At 60.6% G+C, this 21,425-nt stretch carries 19 protein-coding genes and 1 pseudogene; 11 read left to right on the forward strand and 9 right to left on the reverse strand.

The features are described 5' to 3' along the window. Positions 1-4 precede the first annotated feature (4 nt). From rsmB to def, 3 genes are all read right to left on the reverse strand, one after another. A complete protein-coding gene (gene rsmB / locus KGA98_RS04960; RefSeq protein ID WP_223501622.1) occupies positions 5-1,315 on the reverse strand; it encodes a 16S rRNA (cytosine(967)-C(5))-methyltransferase RsmB in 1,311 nt (436 codons plus the stop codon). Beyond that, the gene (gene fmt / locus KGA98_RS04965; RefSeq protein ID WP_223501624.1) at positions 1,312-2,271 is read right to left on the reverse strand and encodes a methionyl-tRNA formyltransferase; all 960 of its coding nucleotides are present in this window, start codon (positions 2,269-2,271) and stop codon (positions 1,312-1,314) included. The genes rsmB and fmt overlap by 4 nt, the downstream gene beginning before the upstream one ends. A 69-nt stretch (positions 2,272-2,340) precedes the next feature. Continuing rightward, complete coding sequence (gene def / locus KGA98_RS04970) at positions 2,341-2,847, reverse strand: peptide deformylase (protein WP_150812665.1); 507 nt, start codon at positions 2,845-2,847, stop codon at positions 2,341-2,343. A 242-nt stretch (positions 2,848-3,089) separates the two neighbouring features. On the opposite strand from def, the pseudogene KGA98_RS04975 reads away from it, so the two are divergent. The 3 genes and pseudogenes from KGA98_RS04975 to KGA98_RS04985 all read left to right on the forward strand — a co-directional run. Further along, positions 3,090-3,842: pseudogene (locus KGA98_RS04975) on the forward strand (peptidoglycan-binding protein); the annotation flags it as partial. An 81-nt stretch (positions 3,843-3,923) separates the two neighbouring features. Continuing rightward, positions 3,924-5,030, forward strand: coding sequence for a DNA-processing protein DprA (gene dprA / locus KGA98_RS04980; RefSeq protein ID WP_223501628.1), 1,107 nt, complete (start codon positions 3,924-3,926; stop codon positions 5,028-5,030). A gap of 54 nt (positions 5,031-5,084) precedes the next feature. Further along, positions 5,085-5,642 carry an L-threonylcarbamoyladenylate synthase gene (locus KGA98_RS04985; RefSeq protein ID WP_150812662.1) on the forward strand — a complete coding sequence of 186 codons (558 nt, stop codon included), beginning with the start codon at positions 5,085-5,087 and terminating at the stop codon, positions 5,640-5,642. 98 nt (positions 5,643-5,740) lie between these two features. Here KGA98_RS04985 and KGA98_RS04990 read toward each other — a convergent pair whose 3' ends face one another. After that, positions 5,741-6,718 carry an NADPH:quinone reductase gene (locus tag KGA98_RS04990; RefSeq protein ID WP_150812661.1) on the reverse strand — a complete coding sequence of 326 codons (978 nt, stop codon included), beginning with the start codon at positions 6,716-6,718 and terminating at the stop codon, positions 5,741-5,743. 163 nt (positions 6,719-6,881) lie between these two features. Here KGA98_RS04990 and hemF point away from each other — a divergent pair, with 163 nt between their 5' ends. Continuing rightward, entirely contained in the window at positions 6,882-7,796 is a 915-nt protein-coding gene (gene hemF / locus KGA98_RS04995; protein ID WP_057716534.1) for an oxygen-dependent coproporphyrinogen oxidase, read from the forward strand. 13 nt (positions 7,797-7,809) lie between these two features. Beyond that, complete coding sequence (aroE, locus tag KGA98_RS05000; protein WP_090452288.1) at positions 7,810-8,631, forward strand: shikimate dehydrogenase; 822 nt, start codon at positions 7,810-7,812, stop codon at positions 8,629-8,631. A gap of 107 nt (positions 8,632-8,738) precedes the next feature. On the opposite strand, the gene KGA98_RS05005 is transcribed toward aroE, so the two are convergent. The 3 genes from KGA98_RS05005 to betC form a co-directional block, all read right to left on the reverse strand. Then, a complete protein-coding gene (locus KGA98_RS05005) occupies positions 8,739-10,307 on the reverse strand; it encodes a SulP family inorganic anion transporter (RefSeq protein WP_057712637.1) in 1,569 nt (522 codons plus the stop codon). A gap of 151 nt (positions 10,308-10,458) precedes the next feature. Further along, positions 10,459-11,379 carry a choline ABC transporter substrate-binding protein gene (gene choX / locus KGA98_RS05010; protein WP_154860837.1) on the reverse strand — a complete coding sequence of 307 codons (921 nt, stop codon included), beginning with the start codon at positions 11,377-11,379 and terminating at the stop codon, positions 10,459-10,461. A gap of 16 nt (positions 11,380-11,395) precedes the next feature. Beyond that, positions 11,396-12,910: a choline-sulfatase gene (gene betC, locus KGA98_RS05015; RefSeq protein WP_223501631.1), complete on the reverse strand. Its 1,515-nt coding sequence runs from the start codon at positions 12,908-12,910 to the stop codon at positions 11,396-11,398. 114 nt (positions 12,911-13,024) lie between these two features. Between betC and KGA98_RS05020 the strand changes: the two genes are divergently transcribed. Further along, entirely contained in the window at positions 13,025-13,975 is a 951-nt protein-coding gene (locus KGA98_RS05020; protein WP_223501633.1) for a choline sulfate utilization transcriptional regulator, read from the forward strand. On the opposite strand, the gene KGA98_RS05025 is transcribed toward KGA98_RS05020, so the two are convergent. Then, positions 13,972-14,634, reverse strand: a complete 663-nt coding sequence (locus KGA98_RS05025; protein ID WP_090452294.1) for an NAD(P)-dependent oxidoreductase — start codon at positions 14,632-14,634, stop codon at positions 13,972-13,974. The genes KGA98_RS05020 and KGA98_RS05025 overlap by 4 nt on opposite strands. Before the next feature lie 86 nt (positions 14,635-14,720). Between KGA98_RS05025 and KGA98_RS05030 the strand changes: the two genes are divergently transcribed. Continuing rightward, on the forward strand, positions 14,721-15,047 hold the full coding sequence (locus KGA98_RS05030) for a DOPA 4,5-dioxygenase family protein (protein ID WP_223501635.1): 327 nt from the start codon (positions 14,721-14,723) through the stop codon (positions 15,045-15,047). On the opposite strand, the gene KGA98_RS05035 is transcribed toward KGA98_RS05030, so the two are convergent. Next, positions 15,048-15,449 (reverse strand): GFA family protein, encoded by a 402-nt coding sequence (locus KGA98_RS05035; RefSeq protein WP_223501636.1) that lies wholly within the window; start codon positions 15,447-15,449, stop codon positions 15,048-15,050. 418 nt (positions 15,450-15,867) lie between these two features. On the opposite strand from KGA98_RS05035, the gene KGA98_RS05040 reads away from it, so the two are divergent. The 4 genes from KGA98_RS05040 (at position 15,868) to KGA98_RS05055 (ending at position 21,413) form a co-directional block, all read left to right on the forward strand. Beyond that, on the forward strand, positions 15,868-17,175 hold the full coding sequence (locus tag KGA98_RS05040) for a CitMHS family transporter (protein ID WP_008045759.1): 1,308 nt from the start codon (positions 15,868-15,870) through the stop codon (positions 17,173-17,175). Between the two features lie 85 nt (positions 17,176-17,260). Continuing rightward, positions 17,261-18,028: a TerC family protein gene (locus tag KGA98_RS05045; protein WP_057712630.1), complete on the forward strand. Its 768-nt coding sequence runs from the start codon at positions 17,261-17,263 to the stop codon at positions 18,026-18,028. 293 nt (positions 18,029-18,321) lie between these two features. Next, positions 18,322-19,980 carry a Na/Pi cotransporter family protein gene (locus KGA98_RS05050; RefSeq protein ID WP_057712629.1) on the forward strand — a complete coding sequence of 553 codons (1,659 nt, stop codon included), beginning with the start codon at positions 18,322-18,324 and terminating at the stop codon, positions 19,978-19,980. Between the two features lie 56 nt (positions 19,981-20,036). Further along, on the forward strand, positions 20,037-21,413 hold the full coding sequence (locus KGA98_RS05055; RefSeq protein WP_223501638.1) for a M16 family metallopeptidase: 1,377 nt from the start codon (positions 20,037-20,039) through the stop codon (positions 21,411-21,413). The last annotated feature ends 12 nt before the right edge of the window (positions 21,414-21,425 follow it).

Below are 21,425 nucleotides of genomic sequence, written 5' to 3' on the forward strand. Positions count from 1 at the left end.
CCATTTAACCGCGCGCGGCGGCGATCTTGATCAGCTTGGCGTAGTAGAAGCCATCGTGGCCACCTTCCTGGGCCAGCAACTGGCGACCATGGGGCTGCTTGATGCCGGCCGCCGTGGCGAGGTCCAGTTCACGAGCACCCGGCGTGCGGGCGAGGAAGGCTTCGATGACCTCGGTGTTCTCGGTCGGCAGCGTGGAACAGGTGGCGTACAGCAGGATGCCGCCGACCTCCAGGGTTTTCCACATTGCATCGAGCAACTCGCCCTGCAGCAGCGCCAGCGCGGCGATGTCGTCGGGTTGGCGGGTCAGTTTGATATCCGGGTGACGACGAATCACACCGGTGGCCGAACATGGCGCGTCCAGCAGGATGCGCTGGAACGGCTTGCCGTCCCACCACGCCTGAGTGTCGCGGCCGTCGGCGGCAATCAGTTCGGCGCTCAGTTTCAGGCGTTCTAGGTTTTCCCGCACCCGCACCAGCCGCTTGGCTTCCAGGTCTACCGCCACGACGCCGGCCAGTTTTGGCTCGGCTTCGAGGATGTGGCAGGTCTTGCCACCTGGTGCACAGCAAGCGTCGAGCACCCGTTGACCCGGCGCGAGGTCGAGCAGATCGGCAGCCAGTTGCGCGGCTTCGTCTTGCACGCTGATCCAGCCCTCGGCGAAACCCGGCAGGCTGCGCACATCGGCGGCGGCGTCGAGCACGATGCCGTCGCGGCTGTAGACACACGGCGTGGCGGCAATTCCCGCGTCAGTCAGCAAACCGAGGTAGGCATCACGGGTGTGATGGCGACGGTTGACCCGCAGGATCATAGGCGGATGCGCATTGTTCGCCGCGCAAATGGCTTCCCATTGATCTGGCCAGAACGCTTTCAAAGATTTCTGCAGCCAGCGTGGGTGAGCGGTGCGCACCACCGGATCACGTTCCAACTCGGCGAAAATCGTTTCGCTTTCGCGCTGAGCATTACGCAGCACAGCGTTGAGCAGCGCCTTGGCCCAGGGTTTTTTCAGCTTGTCGGCGCAACCGACGGTTTCACCAATGGCGGCATGGGCCGGGACACGGGTGTAGAGCAACTGATAGAGACCGACCAGCAACAGCGCCTCGACATCGGCGTCGGCAGCCTTGAACGGCTTCTGCAGCAGCTTGGCTGCCAGCGCCGACAAACGTGGCTGCCAGCGCGCGGTGCCGAACGCCAGGTCCTGGGTAAAGCCGCGATCACGGTCCTCGACCTTGTCCAACTGCGTAGGCAGCGAACTGTTGAGCGAGGCTTTTCCGTTCAGGACGGCAGCGAGTGCCTTGGCGGCGGCCAGACGCGGATTCATTGAGCGTCCGCCACTTGGCCGAGGACAGTGCCGGTGGCGAATTTCTCGCGACGGCTGTTGAACAGATCGCTGAAGTTCAGCGCCTTGCCGCCGGGCAATTGCAGACGGGTCAGGCACAAGGCCTGCTCGCCGCACGCGACGATAAGACCGTCCTTGCTGGCGCCGAGGATTTCACCCGGGGCGCCTTTGCCTTCGGCGAGGTTTGCGGCCAGTACTTTCAGGGCTTCGCCGTTCAAGGTGCTGTGGGTAATCGGCCACGGGTTGAAGGCACGGACCAGACGCTCCAGCTCAACCGCCGGGCGACTCCAGTCGATGCGTGCTTCGTCCTTGTTCAATTTGTGCGCATAGGTAGCGAGGCTGTCGTCCTGCACTTCGCCCTCCAGGGTTCCGGCGGCGAGGCCGGCAATCGCCTGGACTACAGCCGGCGGGCCCATTTCGGCCAGGCGATCGTGCAGGCTGCCGCCGGTATCTTCGGCGCTGATCGGCGTGGTGACCTTGAGCAGCATCGGCCCGGTGTCGAGGCCGGCTTCCATGCGCATCACGGTCACGCCACTTTCGGCGTCGCCCGCCTCCACGGCGCGCTGGATCGGCGCCGCACCCCGCCAGCGTGGCAGCAGTGAGGCGTGGCTGTTGATGCAACCCAGGCGCGGAATATCCAGCACCACTTGCGGCAGGATCAGGCCGTAGGCGACCACCACCATCAAGTCCGGCTTCAGTGCGGCCAGTTCAGCCTGAGCATCTTCGTTGCGCAGAGTGGGCGGTTGCAGCACCGGGATATTGTTCTCCAGAGCAAGCTGCTTGACCGGGCTCGGCATCAGTTTTTGCCCGCGACCGGCCGGACGATCCGGTTGGGTGTAGACCGCAACGATCTCGTAAGGGTTGTCGAGCAGGGCCTTGAGATGTTCGGCGGCGAATTCCGGGGTGCCGGCAAAGACGATGCGCAGTGGCTCAGTCATGGGTGTTCTCTATTGCAAAGCATCTTGAAAAGAAAAAGGCTTGCCGCGGCAAGCCTTTGAAGGAGGGCATCAAGCGTTTTGGCGATGCTGTTTTTCCAGCTTCTTCTTGATGCGGTCGCGTTTGAGCGTCGACAGGTAATCGACGAACAATTTGCCGTTGAGGTGGTCGCATTCATGCTGGATGCACACCGCGAGCAGGCCTTCGGCGATCAGTTCGTAGGGTTGGCCATCGCGGTCCAGCGCCTTGACCTTGACCCTTTGCGGGCGATCGACATTTTCATAGAAGCCGGGTACCGAAAGGCAGCCTTCCTGGTATTGCTCCATCTCGTCGGTCAGGGGTTCGAACTCGGGGTTGATGAACACTCGCGGTTCGGTGCGGTCTTCGGAGAGGTCCATCACGACGATACGTTTGTGCACGTTGACCTGGGTAGCGGCGAGGCCGATGCCAGGCGCTTCATACATTGTTTCAAACATGTCGTCGACCAACTGACGCACTTCGTCGTCCACTACGGCCACTGGCTTGGCGATAGTGCGCAGACGCGGATCAGGGAATTCGAGGATGTTTAAAATGGCCATAAGCTTGATAAGTGCACGTGTGAAGTAAGGTCGGGTCGATGGCCTGGCGGTCCGAAGAGGCAGGCTACCGTTGTAAAACGTAGCTCCCTTTTGTTGACAAGCAAGCCGGGAGCGAGCCACTGACGGCTCTGGCGTTTCACGCGAATGCACATAATAAAGGGATTCACCGCATGAGGAAATCACTACTCGCCCTGCTGCTCCTGGCTTCGGCAGGTTGGGCGTACGGGCAAGGGCAGCTTCGGGAAGAGATTCCCACCATAAAGCTGTCGCCTCAGGTTCGCAGCAGCCCGGTGACCGAGGCTATCCCCAGCATTGCTCTGAAGTCGATCAACAGCTTTCTGCTGAGCAACCGCATCGTCGACAAGGCCGAGGAATTCGACAAGGCGCCTTACATCGTCGCTGGTGATTCCGAACGGGTGCTCAGCGGCGCGGGTGACCGCATCTTTGCCCGTGGCCATTTCGATCCGGCACAACCAGCGTACGGTATCTTCCGCCAAGGCAAGGTCTACACCGATCCGCAGAGCAAGGAAATCCTGGGGATCAACGCCGACGATATCGGCGGCGGCGATGTCGTGGCCATCGAAGGTGACGTTGCCACCCTGGAGTTGCTGCGCACGACTCAGGAGGTCCGCCTCGGCGATCGCTTGTTCAGCGGTGAAGAGCGCGCGATCAACTCGACCTTCACGCCCAGCGCACCGAGCCACGAAATCAACGGATTGATCATCGATGTGCCGCGTGGGGTCACGCAGATTGGCGAGTTGGACGTGGTAACGCTGAACAAGGGTCAGCGCGACGGTCTGGCCGAAGGCAATCTGCTGGCGGTAATGAAAACCGGTGAAACCGTAAGGGACCGGATCACTGGCCAGCCATTGAAAATTCCCGATGAGCGCGCCGGTTTGCTGATGGTTTTCCGTACCTACGACAAGCTCAGTTACGGGCTGGTGCTCAGCGCCTCGCGCTCGCTGTCGGTGATGGACAAGGTACGAAATCCGTAAAAGTGCTTCACAAGTTACCAACAGAGTTATCCACAGCTTATTCCCGTTTGTACGGGTGCTCATAACGATCAAGGATGATCCATGTCGCTGTCTGCCGTTACACCGGTTTCCCCCGCGGAACTGGAAGCTCGTTTACGTCTGCACCGTTTGCCGGAACTCGGCCCGGCGCGTTTCAAGAAATTGCTCGAAGCCTTCGGCTCGGCATCCAAAGCCATCAGTGCGCCAGCCAGCGCCTGGCGCGCGCTGGGTTTGCCACTGGCCTGTTCCGAGGCCAGGCGTAGCACTGAGATCCGTGACGGCGCCAGTCATGCATTGGCCTGGCTGGAGCGCCCGGCCCAGCATTTACTGATGTGGGACCAACCGGACTACCCGGCACTGCTGTCACAAATCAGCGATGCACCACCGCTGTTATTTGTCGCGGGCGATCCGGGCATTCTGGAAAAACCACAACTGGCGATGGTCGGCAGCCGTCGCGCTTCCCGGCCAGGAATGGACACCGCTGCCGCGTTTTCCCGCAGCCTGGCGGGTGCCGGTTTTGTCATTACCAGCGGCCTGGCCCTGGGCATTGACGCCGCCGCGCACCAGGCCGCGCTCGACGTCGGCGGGCAAACGGTCGGTGTGCTCGGCACGGGGCTCGAGAAGTTTTATCCACAGCGAAATAGACGCCTGGCGGACGCCATGATCGCTTCGGGCAGCGCAGTGCTTTCGGAGTTTCCGCTGGATGCAGGTCCCAGCGCCAGCAACTTCCCTCGGCGCAATCGGATCATCAGTGGTTTGTCCCTCGGAGTGCTGGTGGTCGAAGCCAGTGTCGCCAGTGGTTCACTGATCACCGCGAGGCTGGCGGCGGAACAGGGGCGCGAGGTGTTTGCGATGCCCGGGTCGATCCATCACCCCGGCGCGCGCGGCTGTCATCAGTTGATTCGGGACGGTGCGGTGCTGGTGGAAACCATCGAACATATCCTCGAAGCCTTGCGCGGTTGGCAACGACTGTCGTTATCCACAGAAACCTGCACCCCTGCGATGACTCACCCACTGCTGAAACTGCTGCATGCCGCGCCTCACACCAGTGAAGCGCTGGCCGACGCAAGCGGCTGGGCCTTGCCGAAAGTGCTGGCGGCGTTGACGGAACTGGAAATGGATGGCCGCGCTGTGTGCGAAAACGGGCGCTGGTTTGCACGGGTGAGCTAGGTTTTATAAACAAGATCGGTAAACTGCGCAGAGCCTTAATCTGGAGTGTTTTTCATGGTCAACAGTTGGCGTGTGCAACAAGCCGCGCAAGCAATTCGCGCCGGGGCGGTGATTGCCTACCCAACCGAAGCAGTCTGGGGCCTGGGTTGCGACCCGTGGGACATCGATGCGGTGGAACGTTTGCTGCTGATCAAGGGCCGGTCTGTGGAAAAGGGGCTGATTCTGGTCGCCGACAACATCCGTCAGTTCGATTTCCTCTTCGAAGACTTCCCCGAGTTGTGGATGGACCGCATGGCCAGTACCTGGCCGGGTCCGAACACCTGGCTGGTGCCGCACCAGAACCTGCTGCCGGAGTGGATTACCGGCGTGCATGAAACCGTGGCGCTGCGGGTCAGCGATCACCCGCTGGTGCGGGATTTGTGCGCGCTGGTCGGGCCGCTGGTGTCGACGTCGGCCAATCCGCAGGGGCGCCCGGCGGCACGTACGCGGATTCGCGTCGAACAGTATTTCCGTGGCCAGGTGGATCTGGTGCTGGGCGGAAACCTGGGCGGACGCAAGAACCCGAGCGTGATTCGCGATCTGGCGACCGGAAAGGTTGTGCGCCCCGATTGAGACCGAGTTGACCCCTTCGCAAGCAAGCCCGCTCCCACAGGGGGGCTGTGTCGAACACAAATCCCCTGTGGGAGCGAGCTTGCTCGCGATGGCGTCAGTCAGGGCAACAGGACAACCGAACCTGTCGTGCGCCGCGCCGACAACTCGGTCTGCGCCTTCGCCGCGTCAGCCAGTGGATAACGCTGGCTGATGTCCACGGTCAGCTTGCCGCCGATGATCATCTCGAACAACTCGTCGGCCATGCGTTGCAGGTTCTCGGCGTTGTTCGCATAAGTGCCCAGGGTTGGCCGGGTCACGTACAGCGAGCCTTTCCCCGCCAGGATCCCCAGGTTCACGCCGTCGACCGCGCCGGACGCATTGCCGAAACTCACTACCAGCCCACGCGGCGCGACGCTGTCGAGTGAAGTCAGCCAGGTGTCCTTGCCAACGCCGTCGTACACCACTGGGACTTTTTTGCCGTCGGTCAATTCCAGCACACGTTGCGCGACATTTTCATGGCTGTAATCGATGGTCGCCCAGGCACCGTTGGCCTTGGCCAACGCGGCTTTCTCCGCCGAACTGACCGTACCGATCAGCTTCACGCCCAAGGCCCTGGCCCATTGGCAAGCCAGCGAGCCGACACCGCCCGCCGCGGCGTGGAACAGGATGGTTTCGCCACCCTTGAGTTCATAAGTCTGACGCAGCAGGTATTGCACGGTCAGGCCCTTGAGCATGACGCCGGCGGCCTGTTCGAAGCTGATGGCGTCCGGCAGTTTCACCAGATTGGCTTCGGGCAAGACGTGAACCTCGCTGTAGGCGCCCAGCGGCCCGCTGCCATAGGCCACGCGATCGCCGATCTTGAAGCGGGTCACGTCGCTGCCCACTGCCTCGACCACGCCCGCACCCTCTGAACCGACACCCGACGGCAGGGACGGCGGTGGATACAAACCGCTGCGGTAGTAGGTGTCGATGAAGTTCAGGCCGATGGCCTTGTTGGTCACGCGTACTTCCTTCGGACCTGGCTCGGCGGGTTGGTAATCCACATATTCGAGCACTTCGGGGCCGCCATGGGCGCGGAACTGGATACGCTTTGCCATCAGAACTCTCCATAGGTCGTTTTACCAAGCTCCCTATCGGACTCCTAAGCTTGATCTTCGTCAACTGCGGCGGGGTGACTTGCGATGGTATGCTACGCGCCCATTTGCGCAGGCTGAGCTCCAATGGAGCGCCGCGTTGTTTTGCCCGATTCAAGGTGATGACATGACGACCCGCACCGAGGCCGTAAAAGCCTACCTGCTCGACCTGCAAGACCGTATTTGCGCCGCCCTGGAAGCCGAAGACGGTGGCACGCAATTCGTCGAAGACGCCTGGACCAGGCCGGCGGGCGGTGGCGGTCGCACCCGTGTGATAGAAAACGGCGCGGTGATTGAAAAGGGTGGCGTCAACTTTTCCCATGTCTTCGGCAGTGGTCTTCCACCGTCTGCCAGCGCCCATCGACCGGAACTGGCCGGCCGCGGCTTCGAAGCCCTCGGCGTGTCGCTGGTCATCCACCCGCACAACCCGCATGTGCCGACTTCCCACGCCAACGTGCGTTTTTTCATCGCCGAAAAAGAAGGTGAAGAGCCGGTCTGGTGGTTCGGTGGCGGCTTCGACCTGACCCCGTATTACGGCAACGAAGAAGACTGCATCCACTGGCACCGCGTGGCCGAGCAGGCCTGCGCGCCGTTCGGTCCGGACGTCTACCCGCGTTACAAGGCCTGGTGCGACAGCTACTTCCACATCAAGCATCGTCACGAGCCGCGTGGCATCGGCGGCCTGTTTTTCGACGACCTGAACGAGTGGGACTTCGACACCAGCTTCGCCTTCATGCGCGCCATCGGTGATGCGTACATCGACGCTTACCTGCCCATCGTGCAGCGCCGCAAGAACGATGCGTTCACCGCCAAGCAGCGTGAGTTCCAGGAGTTCCGCCGTGGCCGCTACGTTGAATTCAACCTGGTCTACGACCGTGGCACGTTGTTTGGCCTGCAATCGGGTGGGCGTACCGAGTCGATCTTGATGTCGCTGCCGCCGCAAGTGCGCTGGGGCTACGACTGGAAAGCCGAGCCTGGCAGTGAAGAAGCGCGTCTCACCGAGTACTTCCTGCAAGACCGCGATTGGTTGGCCGAAGCCTGAACGAGGAATCCTGATGGACCGTTATGTCGTATTCGGTAACCCGATTGGTCACAGCAAGTCGCCGCTGATCCATCGACTGTTCGCCGAGCAGACCGCGCAGAAACTGGATTACAACACGCTGCTGGCGCCACTCGACGACTTTTCCACCTGTGCCCGGAGGTTTTTCCTCGAAGGACGCGGCGCCAACGTGACGGTGCCGTTCAAGGAAGAAGCCTATCGGCTGGCGAACAGCCTGACGGCGCGGGCGCAACGGGCCGGAGCGGTGAACACCCTGAGCAAACTGGCCGATGGCAGTCTGCTGGGCGACAACACCGACGGTGCCGGGCTGGTGCGGGACCTGACGGTCAACGCCGGGTTCAGCCTCAAGGGCAAACGCATCCTGCTGCTCGGTGCTGGCGGTGCGGTGCGCGGTGCTTTGGAGCCGTTGCTGGCCGAGCAACCGGCCTCGGTGATCATCGCCAACCGCACGGTGGACAAGGCCGAGCTGCTGGCGGAACTGTTCTGCGATCTGGGGCCGATCTCGGCCAGCGGCTACGACTGGTTGCAGGAGTCGGTGGACTTGATCATCAACGCGACCTCGGCGAGCCTGACCGGCGATGTGCCGCCTATTGCCCCCAGCTTGATTGAGCCTGGCAAAACGGTGTGCTACGACATGATGTACGGCAAGGAACCGACCTCGTTCTGCCGCTGGGCCAGCGAACACGGGGCGGCGGTATCGATGGATGGCTTGGGCATGCTGGCCGAGCAAGCGGCGGAAGCGTTCTTCCTGTGGCGCGGCGTGCGCCCGGATACGGCGCCGGTGCTGGCTGAGTTGCGTCGACAGTTGGCCTTGTAACCTACTGTAGGAGCGAGCTTGCTCGCGAAAAACCTGAGGGCATCTGGTTTTGCGCGTAATCGTTCACGACCTTCGCGAGCTAGCTCGCTCCTACAGAGAGCGGCGTTTCAGTCCTCAAACCGGATCGGGCATTTCTCCGCCCCTTCCAGCTTCCTCAACTCTTCCACCACCTGCGGTCGGGCCCGGCGCAAGGTGAGGCTGCGATCTTGACGCAGTAGCCGCCGGGCTTCCTGGTGCAGCATTTCCACCCCTGAGTAGTCGATGAAGTTGATCTGCTGCGCCTCGATCACCACGCGCGCGCCGTGCATGCGTTGCAGGCGTACTTGCAGGTAATGGCTGGCGCCGAAAAAAATCGAGCCCCCCACCCGCAGAATGTCTTCCTCGCCATCTCGCACATGCTGCACCCGTGGTTGCGATGTGCGTTTGAGGTAGAAAAAAAGCGAGGCCAACACGCCGGCGTAGATCGCCGTCTGCAACTCCAGCAGCAGCGTGGCGACGCAGGTCAGCGCCATGACCACAAATTCGGCGCGGCTGACCCGCAACAACGCGCGAATCCCGCGATGGTCCACCAGTCCCCAGGCGATCAACAGAATGCTGCCGGCCATGGCTGGAATCGGGATGTGCGCGATCAGGCTTGCGCCGAAGATCGCAAACAGCGCCACCCACAATGCCGAAAAAATCCCGGCCAGCGGCGAACAGGCCCCCGCTTCGTAGCTCAGGCCTGAGCGAGTGAAGGAGCCGGCCGACAGCGATCCGGAAAAAAACGCACCGACGATGTTCGACAAGCCCTGGGCGCGGACTTCCTGATTCGCGTCGAGTAATTGCTGCGAACGTGCCGAGATCGAGCGGGCGATCGACAGGCTGGTTACTAGCCCGAGCATTCCGACCGCCACCGCGCTGGGCAGCAGGCGCAGGATCAGATCCAAGTCCAGGGGCAACGGGCTGAAGGGCGGCAGTTTGCCGGTGAAGGCGCTTACCAGTTGCACATGGCCGAACATTGATGGCCAGAGCCAAACCAGCAAGCCGCCGAGAATCAGGGTGATCAAGAGCGTCGGCCAGCGTGGCAGCAGCAGTTTGAGGATCACGCCGACCACCACGGTCGCCAGACCCAGCGCCAGCGAAGGTTTGTCCATTTCGCCGAGATGGCGCAACAACGTGATGAAACTATCCAGCGCGGTGGCCTGGCTGGGCAAGTCCAGCCCCAGCAGGTTAGGCAATTGACCGATGGCAATCACCACGGCAGCACCCAGGGTGAAGCCGAGTACCACCGAGTGCGAGACGAAATTCACCAGCGCGCCGAACCGCAGCAAACCCAGCAGCCACTGAAAGATACCGGCAAGAAACGTCAGCAACAGGATCAGCATGACGTAGTCCTGCGACGCTGGAACGGCCAGAGGACTGACACTGGCATACAGGACAATGGAGATGGCGGCCGTAGGACCGCAGATCAAATGCCACGACGAACCCCAGAGGCAGGCGATCAGAACGGGGATGATTGCGGCGTACAGGCCGTATTCCGGTGGCAGGCCGGCGATCAGTGCGTAGGCAATGGATTGCGGCAACGCGAGGATCGCGCCGCTGAGGCCGACGATCAGGTCGCGCCCGACACTGGCGCGGGTTTGCCGGGGTAGCCAGGTGAGGAAGGGAAAGAGTGAATGGCGGCTTGGCAGGGCCATGGGGGCTCTCGGTGAATGACTGTAAATGCGTCAGGGTGGTGTGTCAGATGTAAGGGCGCAAGGGCATAAATCGATTCGCGAGCAGGCTCGCTCCCACAGGGACTGCGCGGACCTGTGGGAGCGAGCCTGCTCGCGAAGGCGTCCTTGAACCTTAAAGCTTGGCTTTGACCGCTGGCAAAGCATCCTTGCCATCCACTGTCTTCACCCCATCGAGCCATTTATCCAGCACTGCCGGGTTGGCCTTGATCCACGCCTTGGCCGCGTCGGCATTGCTGACCTTCTTGTTCACCACCTCGGCCATGATGCTGTTTTCCATCTCCTGAGTGAAACTCAGGTTGGTCAGCAGTTTGCCGACGTTCGGGCAGGCCTGTGCATAACCTTTTCGGGTCAGGGTATGCACGCTGCCGGTGTCACCGAAGTATTTCTCGCCACCCTTCAGATAATGCATTTTCAACTGCACGTTCATCGGGTGCGGGGTCCAGCCGAGGAAGGTCACGAATTTCTGTTTTTTCACCGCGCGGGACACTTCCGCCAGCATCGCCTGCTCGCTGGACTCGACGAGTTTCCACTGGCCCATGTCGAAATCGTTTTTCTTGATGATCTCTTGCAGCGAGATATTCGCCGGTGCACCGGAGCCGATGCCATAGATCTTGTGGTCGAACTTGTCGGCGTACTTGTTCAGGTCGGCAAAGTTATGCACACCCGCGTCCCACACGTAGTCCGGGACAGCGAGGGTGAATTCGGTGCCGTCGAGGTTCTTCGCCAGTTGCGTGACATCGCCGCTTGCGACGAATTTGTCGTAGAAGCCCTGCTGCGCCGGCATCCAGTTACCCAGGAACACATCGACCTGGCCGTCCTTCAACCCGCCAAAGGTGATCGGCACCGCGAGGGTGTCGACCTTGGCCTTGTAGCCCATGCCGTCCAGCAGAAACCCGGTGATGGCGTTGGTCGCGGCAATGTCGCTCCAGCCCGGGTCGGCCATCTTCACCGTCTCGCAACTCTGATCGGCAAACGCCGAGGCACTGCCCAGAGCCAGGAGCCCGACCGTCAGTACTGTGGATAACCTTTGCATGGACTTCCCCTTAACATTATTGGTTTTGGCAGGGTTGTGGATAACGTGCTTTACGTTCCAGATCGTCGAGGTCGATGTGGTTGCGCATGTACTGCTGACTGGCGTCCACCAGCGGCTGGTGATCCCAGCTCTTCAGCTTGCCGAGGGTCAGCGCCTCGGCCACGAAGCGTCGGCGCCGCTGGCTGGCGAGCACCTGCTGGTGAATCGCGGGAATGTTCCATTTGGCCCGCGCTTCGGCGAGAAAATCGTCGAACAACTGGCGATGTTGCGGCGAATGACTGAGTTCTTCCAGTTCGCGAGGGTCATTCTGTACGTCGAAGAGTAGGCAAGGGTCGTCTTCGCTGTAGATGAATTTATAGGCACCACGACGGATCATCATCAACGGGCTGATGGTGCCTTCAGCCATATATTCGCCAAACACCTCGTCGTGACCGCCCTGCCCTTGCAGGTGCGGAACCAGCGAGCGGCCGTCCAGCGGCAAGCCCGGTTCCAGCGAGCCGCCGGCCAGTTCGACGAATGTCGGCAACAGGTCCGCTGTGGAAACACTGGCGCTGATCCGGCCGGCGCCGAACTGCCCCGGTGCGCTGACCAACAGCGGCACCCGTGCGGCCATTTCATACCAGTGCATTTTGTACCAGAGGCCGCGCTCGCCGAGCATGTCGCCGTGGTCACCGGAAAACACGATGATGGTGTCATCGATCAACCCGGTATCTTCGAGGGTTTGCAGGAGTTTGCCGACGTTGCTGTCGATATAGCTGCACGCGCCGAAATAGGCACGACGGGCATCGCGGATCTTATCCACAGGCAGTGGCTTGTCCCACAGGTCGTAGACCTTGAGCAAACGTTGCGAGTGCGGATCGAGGTCATGCGGGTCCGGGGTTGTAGGCAGCGGGATATCGGCATCGTCGTACAAATCCCAGAAAGCCTTGGGAATGGTGTACGGATCGTGCGGGTGAGTCATCGAAACGGTCAGGCAGAACGGCTGGTCGCCATCCTCGCGGATATGGTCGAACAGGTACTGCTGGGCCTTGAACACCACCTCTTCGTCGAAATCCAGTTGATTGGTGCGTACGCACGGGCCGGCTTGCAGCACCGATGACATGTTGTGATACCAGGTCGGGCGCACGTCCGGTTCATCCCAGTTTACCGCCCAGCCATAGTCGGCCGGGTAAATGTCACTGGTCAGGCGTTCTTCGTAGCCGTGCAACTGGTCTGGCCCGCAGAAATGCATCTTGCCCGACAGGGCGGTGCGGTATCCGAGACGGCGCAGGTAATGGGCGTAGGTCGGTACGTCAGCGGGGAAATCGGCGGCGTTGTCGTAGGCGCCGATCTTGCTCGGCAACTGGCCGCTGACCAGTGTGAAACGCGATGGCGCGCACAATGGGCTGTTGCAATAGGCGGAGTCAAACACCACGCCTTGTGCGGCGAGGCGACTGAGATTGGGCAGTTTGATGGGCGATGGGCCGTAGAACGGCAACATTGGCGCGGCCATTTGATCGGCCATGATGAAAAGAATGTTCTTGCGCTTCATGTGATCGCGGCATTCCATAGTGGATGTTTATGCGAGAGTGCTGGCGTTGAGAATGAAACCCTCGCACCTTGCGGTAAAGCCCATGCGCGGCAATGACTAGGATAAGCACAGCTTATGTATGACGCCCTTGGTGACCTGTCACTGGATTTGCTTCGCGCCTTCGAAGCGGCGGCCCGTCAGCGCAGCTTCACAGCGGCGGCGGTTGAACTGGGCACCACGCAACCGGCCATCAGCCAGCAGATCAAGCGCCTGGAAGAACAACTGGCAACACGGCTATTCGACCGCATTTATCGCGGAATCGAACTGACAGAGGCTGGGCAGATTCTTTTTGAGCAGGTTCAGCTCGGTTTGCAGAATCTCGACGCAGGATTGAGCGCAATCAGCGCACAGCAACAGCATGAAGTGCTGCAGGTGGCCACGGATTTTGCCTTCGCCGCCTATTGGTTGATGCCGCGTCTGCACCGCTTTCACGCGGCCAATCCGCAGGTGGATGTCAGCCTGGTCACCAGTGAACGCAGCCATAACATGCTACGTACCGATATCGATGTGGCGGTGCTGTTCGGCGATGGCCGCTTCAAGCAGGGTGAAAGCCATTGGCTGTTCAGCGAGGAAGTGTTTCCGGTGTGCAGCCCGCAGTTGTTGAGCGAGCGTCCACTGCCCTTGCCAGCCCAGGCATTGCTGGAGTTTCCTTTGTTGCACCTGCGTGGGGAACACAGCAGTAACTGGTTCGACTGGAGTGGTGTGTTCCGCGAGCTGGGCATTACCTCGCCCCCGGCGCCCGGGCAGTTGCGCTTCGATAATTACACCTTGCTGATTCAGGCGGCGATTGGCGGCCAGGGCGTGGCCATCGGCTGGCGCCACCTTGTGGATAACTTGCTGGCGCAAGGGTTGTTGTGTCGACCGATCGGCGAAACGGTGATGTCGAGGCTGGGTTACTACGTGGTTCTGCCCCAGCGCAAAAGACGCGGAGCATTGATCCAGCAGTTTGTGGATTGGTTGATGGCGGAACAGGCCTGCAGTGCGCAATCGCTCAACGGCCTGACGCTGCCGTCCATTGCGGTTTAACTGTCGGTTGCGATGAAGTTGACGTGCTCGCCGATGTGCAGGTTCAGGTGCAATTCATCGGCAATGCCCACGGCAGTGCGGGCCAGCCGTTTGAGCGGTTCAGCCAACCCCGGTTCGGGGTTGCCACCGATGTTGGCAAAGTGTTCGATGGTCAGCCCCGGTACCCCGCGCGGTTCGTTAACCAGCGTCCACTTCAAAGGACTGCTTTGCAGTGCCTCGCGGATTTCCTCGGCGGCGTGACGTTGCAAGCTATCCTCGGTTTCCGGGTCGTCCAGCACGTCGAAATCACCCACCAGAAACAATCGGGCGATGTTTGCTGCCTGCATGCCATCGATGAGCGCATCCACTGCCAGCACCTGCTCGACCGGGCCGGGCACGATGGTTTTTTCCACGTGTTCGCTATTGAACGGTAACCCTGGTGCGTCCAGTAAGCAGATAACCACTGAACTGCCGGCCACACTCTGCTTGACCCGTTGCGCGTCGAACAGGTCGCCAGTCTTGGTGCGCAGCCCCGGACGGGGTGCCAGCGCCGTCAGGTCATCGAGAATCGCGATCACTTCATGCTGGCGTCGCAGCATTTCAGCCATCAGCGCACTGCCCAGGCTACTCATGGCACCATAAAGCACCACTTTCACGACGGGGGTTTCGGCATTTTTCATGGCTGGGCTTCCTGTTTTCCAGCGTCTGTATAACGTTTGACCCGCAGGAAACGGCGAGGGTTCGAACAACTTTCAGAGGGATTCAGATGCAGCAGATAACGGGCTACCACGCCCACGTTTATTTCGATGCCAACACGATCTCGCAGGCGCGAGCCTTATGTGAACGGGCGGCGCAATTGTTTCCATTGAAAATGGGCCGCGTGCACGAGCGCCCGGTCGGTCCGCACCCGGACTGGAGCTGCCAGTTGGCGTTCGAACCGCAGGTGCTGGGCGACGTTCTGCCGTGGCTGGCGCTGAACCGCAAGGGGCTGGTGGTGTTCCTGCACCCGGACACCGGCGACGATTTGCTTGACCACACCGAGCACGCGATCTGGATGGGTGCGATTCGGCCGCTGGAGCTGTCTGTTTTTTGATCAAAGTGTTTCTTCAGCCTCACCGGGCAAATGTTCGTCCAGATGCAGCCACGGCAAGCGGCTGTCGGTCCAGATGTGCCGTTCGGCTGGTGCTTGCTCAGGATGGTCGAGGGTGGCGATGGTCAGGTCGATGCTTTCCGGGCTTAGTTGCGTCGCTAGTGCAAGTTGCGCCCCACAGTGGCCGCAGAAATATCGCGCACAGGTGGATGAAGAGTCGTACCGCGACGGCGTCCCGACCAGCCATTGAAAGGCGGATGCCGGCACGGTTATCCAGGTAGTCACGATGCCGCCGCTGACCCGTCGGCAAATCGAACAATGGCAGTGGGCGATATCGTGCAGCGGCCCGCTGAATTGATAGCGCAGTTGCCCGCAATGGCAGCCGCCGGTGTGAATTTTGTTCATGGCATTCCTCCTGATGCGTAATTACCGACGCCTTCGCGAGCAAGCCCGCTCCCACATTGGCTTTGTGTACGACACAGATCCAGTGTGGGAGCGGGCTTGCTCGCGAAGGCCGTAACTCGGTTCACCTTCATGCCCCAGTCCGACGACCGGTTGTACTTCCGGTCAACGCGTTCATCGCCGAAAGCTGGCTGAAAGCTTCCCCGATTAGGATCGCCCCCACTACCGGCAACAGACCGGTTGGCCAATGCCAGCGTTTTATCGCTCGCACAGCCCATTTAACAACAACAATGGTGATTCTGATGTCCTCTTCCATCCGCCGCTTCGCTGCAACTCCGCCCGTACGTCTCGTGCTTCCCGTTCTGCGCTGATCCCGCCTGATCCGCCCATTCCCTAGCCGCGCTACGCCTGGAGTATTCCCATGCTGACTTTCCTTGGCTTCGCCATGGTCATCACGTTCATGTTCCTGATCATGACCAAGCGCCTGTCCGCGCTGATCGCCCTGATCATCATTCCAATCATCTTTGCCCTGTTCGGCGGTTTTTCGCCGAAGATCGGTCCGATGATGCTCGAAGGCATTACCAAGCTTGCGCCAACCGGCGTGATGCTGATGTTCGCTATCTTGTACTTCGCCCTGATGATCGACTCCGGCCTGTTCGACCCGGCCGTGCGCAAGATCCTCAAACTGGTCAAGGGCGACCCGCTGAAGGTTTCGGTCGGCACCGCCGTTCTGGCGCTCGTTGTCTCCCTCGATGGTGACGGCGCGACCACTTACATGATCTGCGTGGCCGCCATGCTGCCGCTCTACAGCCGTATCGGCATGAGCCCGCGAATCATGGCCGGCCTGATCATCCTCGCCGGTGGCGTGATGAACATGACCCCATGGGGTGGCCCGACCGCTCGCGCCGCCAGTGCGTTGCATGTGGATCCGTCCGACATCTTCGTACCGATGATTCCTGCGATGCTGGCTGGTGTGGTGGCGATCCTGGTCATTGCCTACTTCTACGGCAAGCGTGAACGTGCGCGTCTGGGTGAACTGCACCTGGTGGGCGATGAAATCGACCACAGTGAAATCAGCGTTTCGCAGTTCCCGGATGCCCGTCGTCCGAAACTGATCTGGTTCAATGGCGCCCTGACCCTGGCCCTGATGTGCACCCTGATCGCCGGCCTGCTGCCGTTGCCGGTACTGTTCATGGTGGCGTTCAGTATCGCCATGATCGTCAACTACCCTTGCCTGCAACAGCAGAAGGATCGCGTCGCGGCTCACGCCGGTAGCGTACTGGCGGTGGTCGGGTTGATCTTTGCGGCCGGTATCTTCACCGGTATCCTGACCGGCACCGGGATGGTCGACGCCATGTCGAAGAGCCTGTTGGCGGTGATTCCGGACTTCCTCGGCCCGTACCTGGCAGTGATCACGGCGCTGGTAAGCATGCCGTTCACTTTCTTCATGTCGAACGATGCATTTTATTACGGCGTGTTACCGGTACTTGCCGAAGCCGCCAGCCATTACGGTATAACCGCAGTGGAAATGGCACGTGCCTCGATCGTCGGTCAGCCCGTCCACCTGTTGAGCCCGCTGGTTCCATCGACCTACCTGTTGGTGGCCCTGGCCGGCATCGACTTCGGTGACCACCAGCGCTTCACCCTGAAGTGGGCAGTGCTGGTTTGTATCTGCATACTGATTGCTGCACTGCTGTTGGGGACTTTCCCGGTGTTCAGCACTCTATAAGCCCAAGACTCACCACTTCGGGTCCAGGCTTCGCTGTTTGAAGCCCGGGCCCGTTGTGGTTTAACAATCGCTCAAAGGAATACACATGGAATGGCTGACCAACCCTGAAATCTGGGTTGCCTTCTTCACCCTGACCGCCCTGGAAATCGTCCTGGGTATCGATAACATCATCATGATTTCGATCCTGGTCAGCCGCATGCCCAAACACATGCAGGCGCGCACCCGGATTTTCGGTCTGGCGCTGGCCATGATCACGCGAATCCTGCTTCTGCTGTCGATCACCTGGGTCATGCGCCTGACGGCGGACCTGTTCGTAGTATTCGGCCAGGGTATTTCCGGACGCGACCTGATCCTGTTCTTCGGTGGTCTGTTCCTGTTGTGGAAAAGCTCGCAAGAGATGTACCACGCGCTGGAAGGTGAAGACGAAACCAACGAAGAGCCTTCGGGCAAGGGCGGCAACTTCCTCTACACCATCATCCAGATCGCGATCATCGACATCGTGTTCTCCCTGGACTCGGTGATCACCGCAGTCGGCATGGTCTCCCACGTACCGGTCATGGTCGCGGCAATCATCGTAGCCGTACTGGTGATGATGTGGGCATCGGGCACCATCAGTGAGTTCATCGACAAGCACCCATCGCTGAAGATGCTGGCGCTGTCGTTCCTGCTGATCGTCGGTACGGTGCTGATTGCCGAATCCCTGGACGTGCACGTGCCAAAAGGCTACGTCTACTTCGCCATGGCGTTCTCGCTGGCGGTGGAAGCGATCAACATCAGGATGCGCACTGCCATCGCGAAAAAGAAGAAACAGCAGGATCCGGTAAGGCTGCGCAAGGACATTCCGGGCCAGTAACCCGGTAGCGGTAAATACGCAAAACCTGTGGGAGCGAGCTTGCTCGCGATAGCGGTCTGTCAGTCAACACCCATGTTGAACCTGATGGCCTCATCGCGAGCAAGCTCGCTCCCACAGTGCTTTGTGTGGCTGGAAGATCGCCCTTTTCATGACAGTTTTGTTTCAATCGCGTCTTTGGCTATGCGATGCTGGCGCGCAGACCGTTAGCCAACTACAGCTTAAGTACAGAACGTAGAACGTCGCGCGGTACCGTCAACTTGCTCCTTTGGGGCGCTACACCACAGGGGGTCATTATGCTCACCCTGCTCAATTTGCTTTCTGCCGTGGCCCTGCTGATCTGGGGCACGCACATCGTCCGAACCGGCATCCTGCGGGTCTACGGCACCAACTTGCGCCATGTCATCAGCCATAACATGTCCAACCGCTGGCTGGCTTTCCTCTCCGGGATCGCCGTGACGGCGATGGTCCAGAGCAGCAACGCCACCGCCATGCTGGTCACCTCCTTTGTCGGCCAGGGCCTGATGGCGCTTACGCCAGCGTTGGTCACCATGCTCGGTGCCGATGTCGGTACGGCCCTGATGGCGCGGGTGCTGACGTTCGATCTGTCGTGGTTGTCGCCGTTGCTGATTTTTGCCGGGGTGATCTTCTTTCTGTCGCGCAAACAGACCCGACTCGGACAGATGGGCCGTGTCGCCATTGGCTTGGGGTTGATCATTCTGGCGCTGCAACTGATTGTTGAAGCCGCGCACCCGATTACCCATGCCAAAGGGGTGAAGGTGATTTTCGCCTCGCTCACCGGCGATATCCTGCTCGACGCCCTGGTCGGCGCGCTGTTCGCGATGCTTTCCTATTCCAGCCTGGCCGCTGTATTGCTCACCGCGACCCTGGCGGGCGCCAACGTGATCAGCCTGCCGGTGGCCATCGGGCTCGTGATCGGCGCCAATATCGGCAGCGGCATACTCGCGTTCCTCAGCACCAGCATGCAGAACGCCGCCGGGCGCCAAGTGGCGCTGGGCAGCCTGCTGTACAAACTGATTGGTCTTTTATTGATCATTCCGGTGCTCGATCCGCTGGTGCACTGGCTCGATGGCCTGGATTTCAGCCCTCAGGAAATGGTCATTGGCTTTCACCTGCTCTACAACATCGCGCGTTGCCTGATCTTGCTGCCCAGTGTTGGGCCGATGGCCAGGTTTTGTGCCTGGGTGCTGCCGGAGCGCCCGCTAGCCAACGGTACGGCCAAGCCCCGACACCTGGACCCCACGGCGTTGGTCACCCCCGGTTTGGCGCTGGCCAACGCGGCCCGGGAAACCCTGCGCATGGGCGACCTGATCGACAACATGCTCGAAGCCATGCTCGACGTGTTACGCGGAAAGCAAACCGCCGTCACCCAGGAAATGCGGCGCCTGACCGACGATGTCGAAGCGCTCTACAGCGCGATCAAGTTGTATCTGGCGCAAATGCCCCGGGAAGATCTCAGCGATCAGGACAGCCGGCGCTGGGCGGAAATCATCGAACTGGCGATCAACCTGAAACTGGCCAGCGACTTGATCGAACGCATGCTGCGCAAGGTCCAGCAGCAGAAAACCTCGCAGCGCCGGTCGTTTTCCGAAGTGGGGCTGGACGAATTGACCGGGCTGCAAACTCAGTTGATTTCCAACCTGCGGCTCGGGATGTCGGTGTTTCTCAGTGGCGACCCGGAAAGTGCCCGCCAGCTGGTGCGTGAAAAACGTCGTTTCCGCGCACAGGAACGGCGCCTGGCTCACGCTCATGTCAGCCGCTTGCAACGTAAAATCGTGCAAAGTATCGAAACCAGTTCGTTGCACCTGGAGCTGATCGCCGACATGAAGCGTCTTAATTCGCTGTTTTGCAGCAGTGCCTACGTGGTGCTGGAAACATCGGACACAGGTGCGCTGGTGGTCGACGATTTGAGCGACATCACTCATTCACCCTGAACGTCCACAGTTGCCTGAAGTCTGTTGAATTTACGCTAGCCGTACGGAAGCTCGTTATGCGTTGTCTGTTGTTCGCCTGCCTGTTGCTAGGTTCACTCCCGTCATTCGCCCTGGATCGCTTCCAGGTCGAGGGCTACACCCTGCGCAACGGTTTGCAGTTGCTGCTCAAGCCCGGCACTGACCACGGGCATGTGGCGATCCGGCTGGTGGTCGGCGTTGGCCTGGACGATTTCAAGTGCGAAGAAAAGGAGTTGCCGCATCTGCTGGAACACTTGTTGTTCAGCGGTATCGACGCCAGCGGCGAAGGCGGCCTGGAAGAAAGCATGCAGGCTCTGGGCGGCGAGTGGAACGCGTTCACCAGTAATGCCGATACGACTTTCGTCATCGAAGCCCCGGCGAAAAACCAGCGCAAGGTTCTCGACCTGTTGCTGGCGCTGCTGACCCAGACCCGCTTCGACGACAGTGCCATCAACGCGGCCAAGCAAGTGGTCGAGCGTGAAGACGGCGGCCATTACTCGCACCTGCAACGCTGGCTCGATCGTCAGGACCTCGGCCACACGGCCAGCAAACAACTGGCCGTGGAGTTGGGCCTCAAATGCCCGGAGCGTGCGCAAGTCGATGACCTGACCCGTGAACAACTGGAGCAGGTGCGCAAAGACTGGTATGCGCCGAACAACATGACCCTGATCGTGGTCGGCGACCTCGACAAGTTGCTGCCAGCCTATCTGGAACGGGCGTATGGCGCGCTGGAGGCGATCACCCCTGGCGAGCATCCGCCGCTGCCGCAAATCCAGGCCAGCGCCACCCATGAGCGCACCTTGACCCACAGCCTGGTCGGCAACGGCGCCAAGTTGCACTGGCTGGTGCCGGAGCCGGTACTGGAGGATGGGCACGATGAAACCTTCGATTTGCTCAAGGACTATCTGGATTGGGCGCTTTATCGCCAGTTACGCCTGGCTCACGGTTTGTCCTACGGCCCGTGGGCGGAGCGCGAGGTGTTCGGCGGCGTAGGTTTCATGAGCCTCAACGCCGACCTTGAACGCGACGCCGTGGCCGATGCCGAACAAGTACTCGAGGACCTGAAGGCCGGCCTGCTCAAGGACGGCCTCAATGCCGACACCTTCAACCGCCTCAAGCAGGCCGCGATTGCCCGCCAGGCCTGGGCCGTACAAGGCAACAGCGCGTTGGCCGACTACTACTGGAGCGCCATCGGTAACTACGAGGACGGTCACTTCACCAACCCGGCCCGGGAGCTGCAAGGGGTGACCCTGGAAGAAGCGAACAAGGCCGTGCGCGAATTGCTCCTGCAACCGGGGTATTTGCGGATCGAGAAGCCTTTGTTCAGTTATGACCAGTTGATGTGGCTGGTGGTCGGTGGGGTGGGCTTGATCGTGTTGATGTTGGTGGGCTGGCGTTTGCACCGCAGGAAGTAACCATTCCATGTG

Source organism: Pseudomonas sp. BF-R-24 (genome assembly GCF_019947335.1).
Lineage (GTDB): Bacteria > Pseudomonadota > Gammaproteobacteria > Pseudomonadales > Pseudomonadaceae > Aquipseudomonas > Aquipseudomonas jessenii.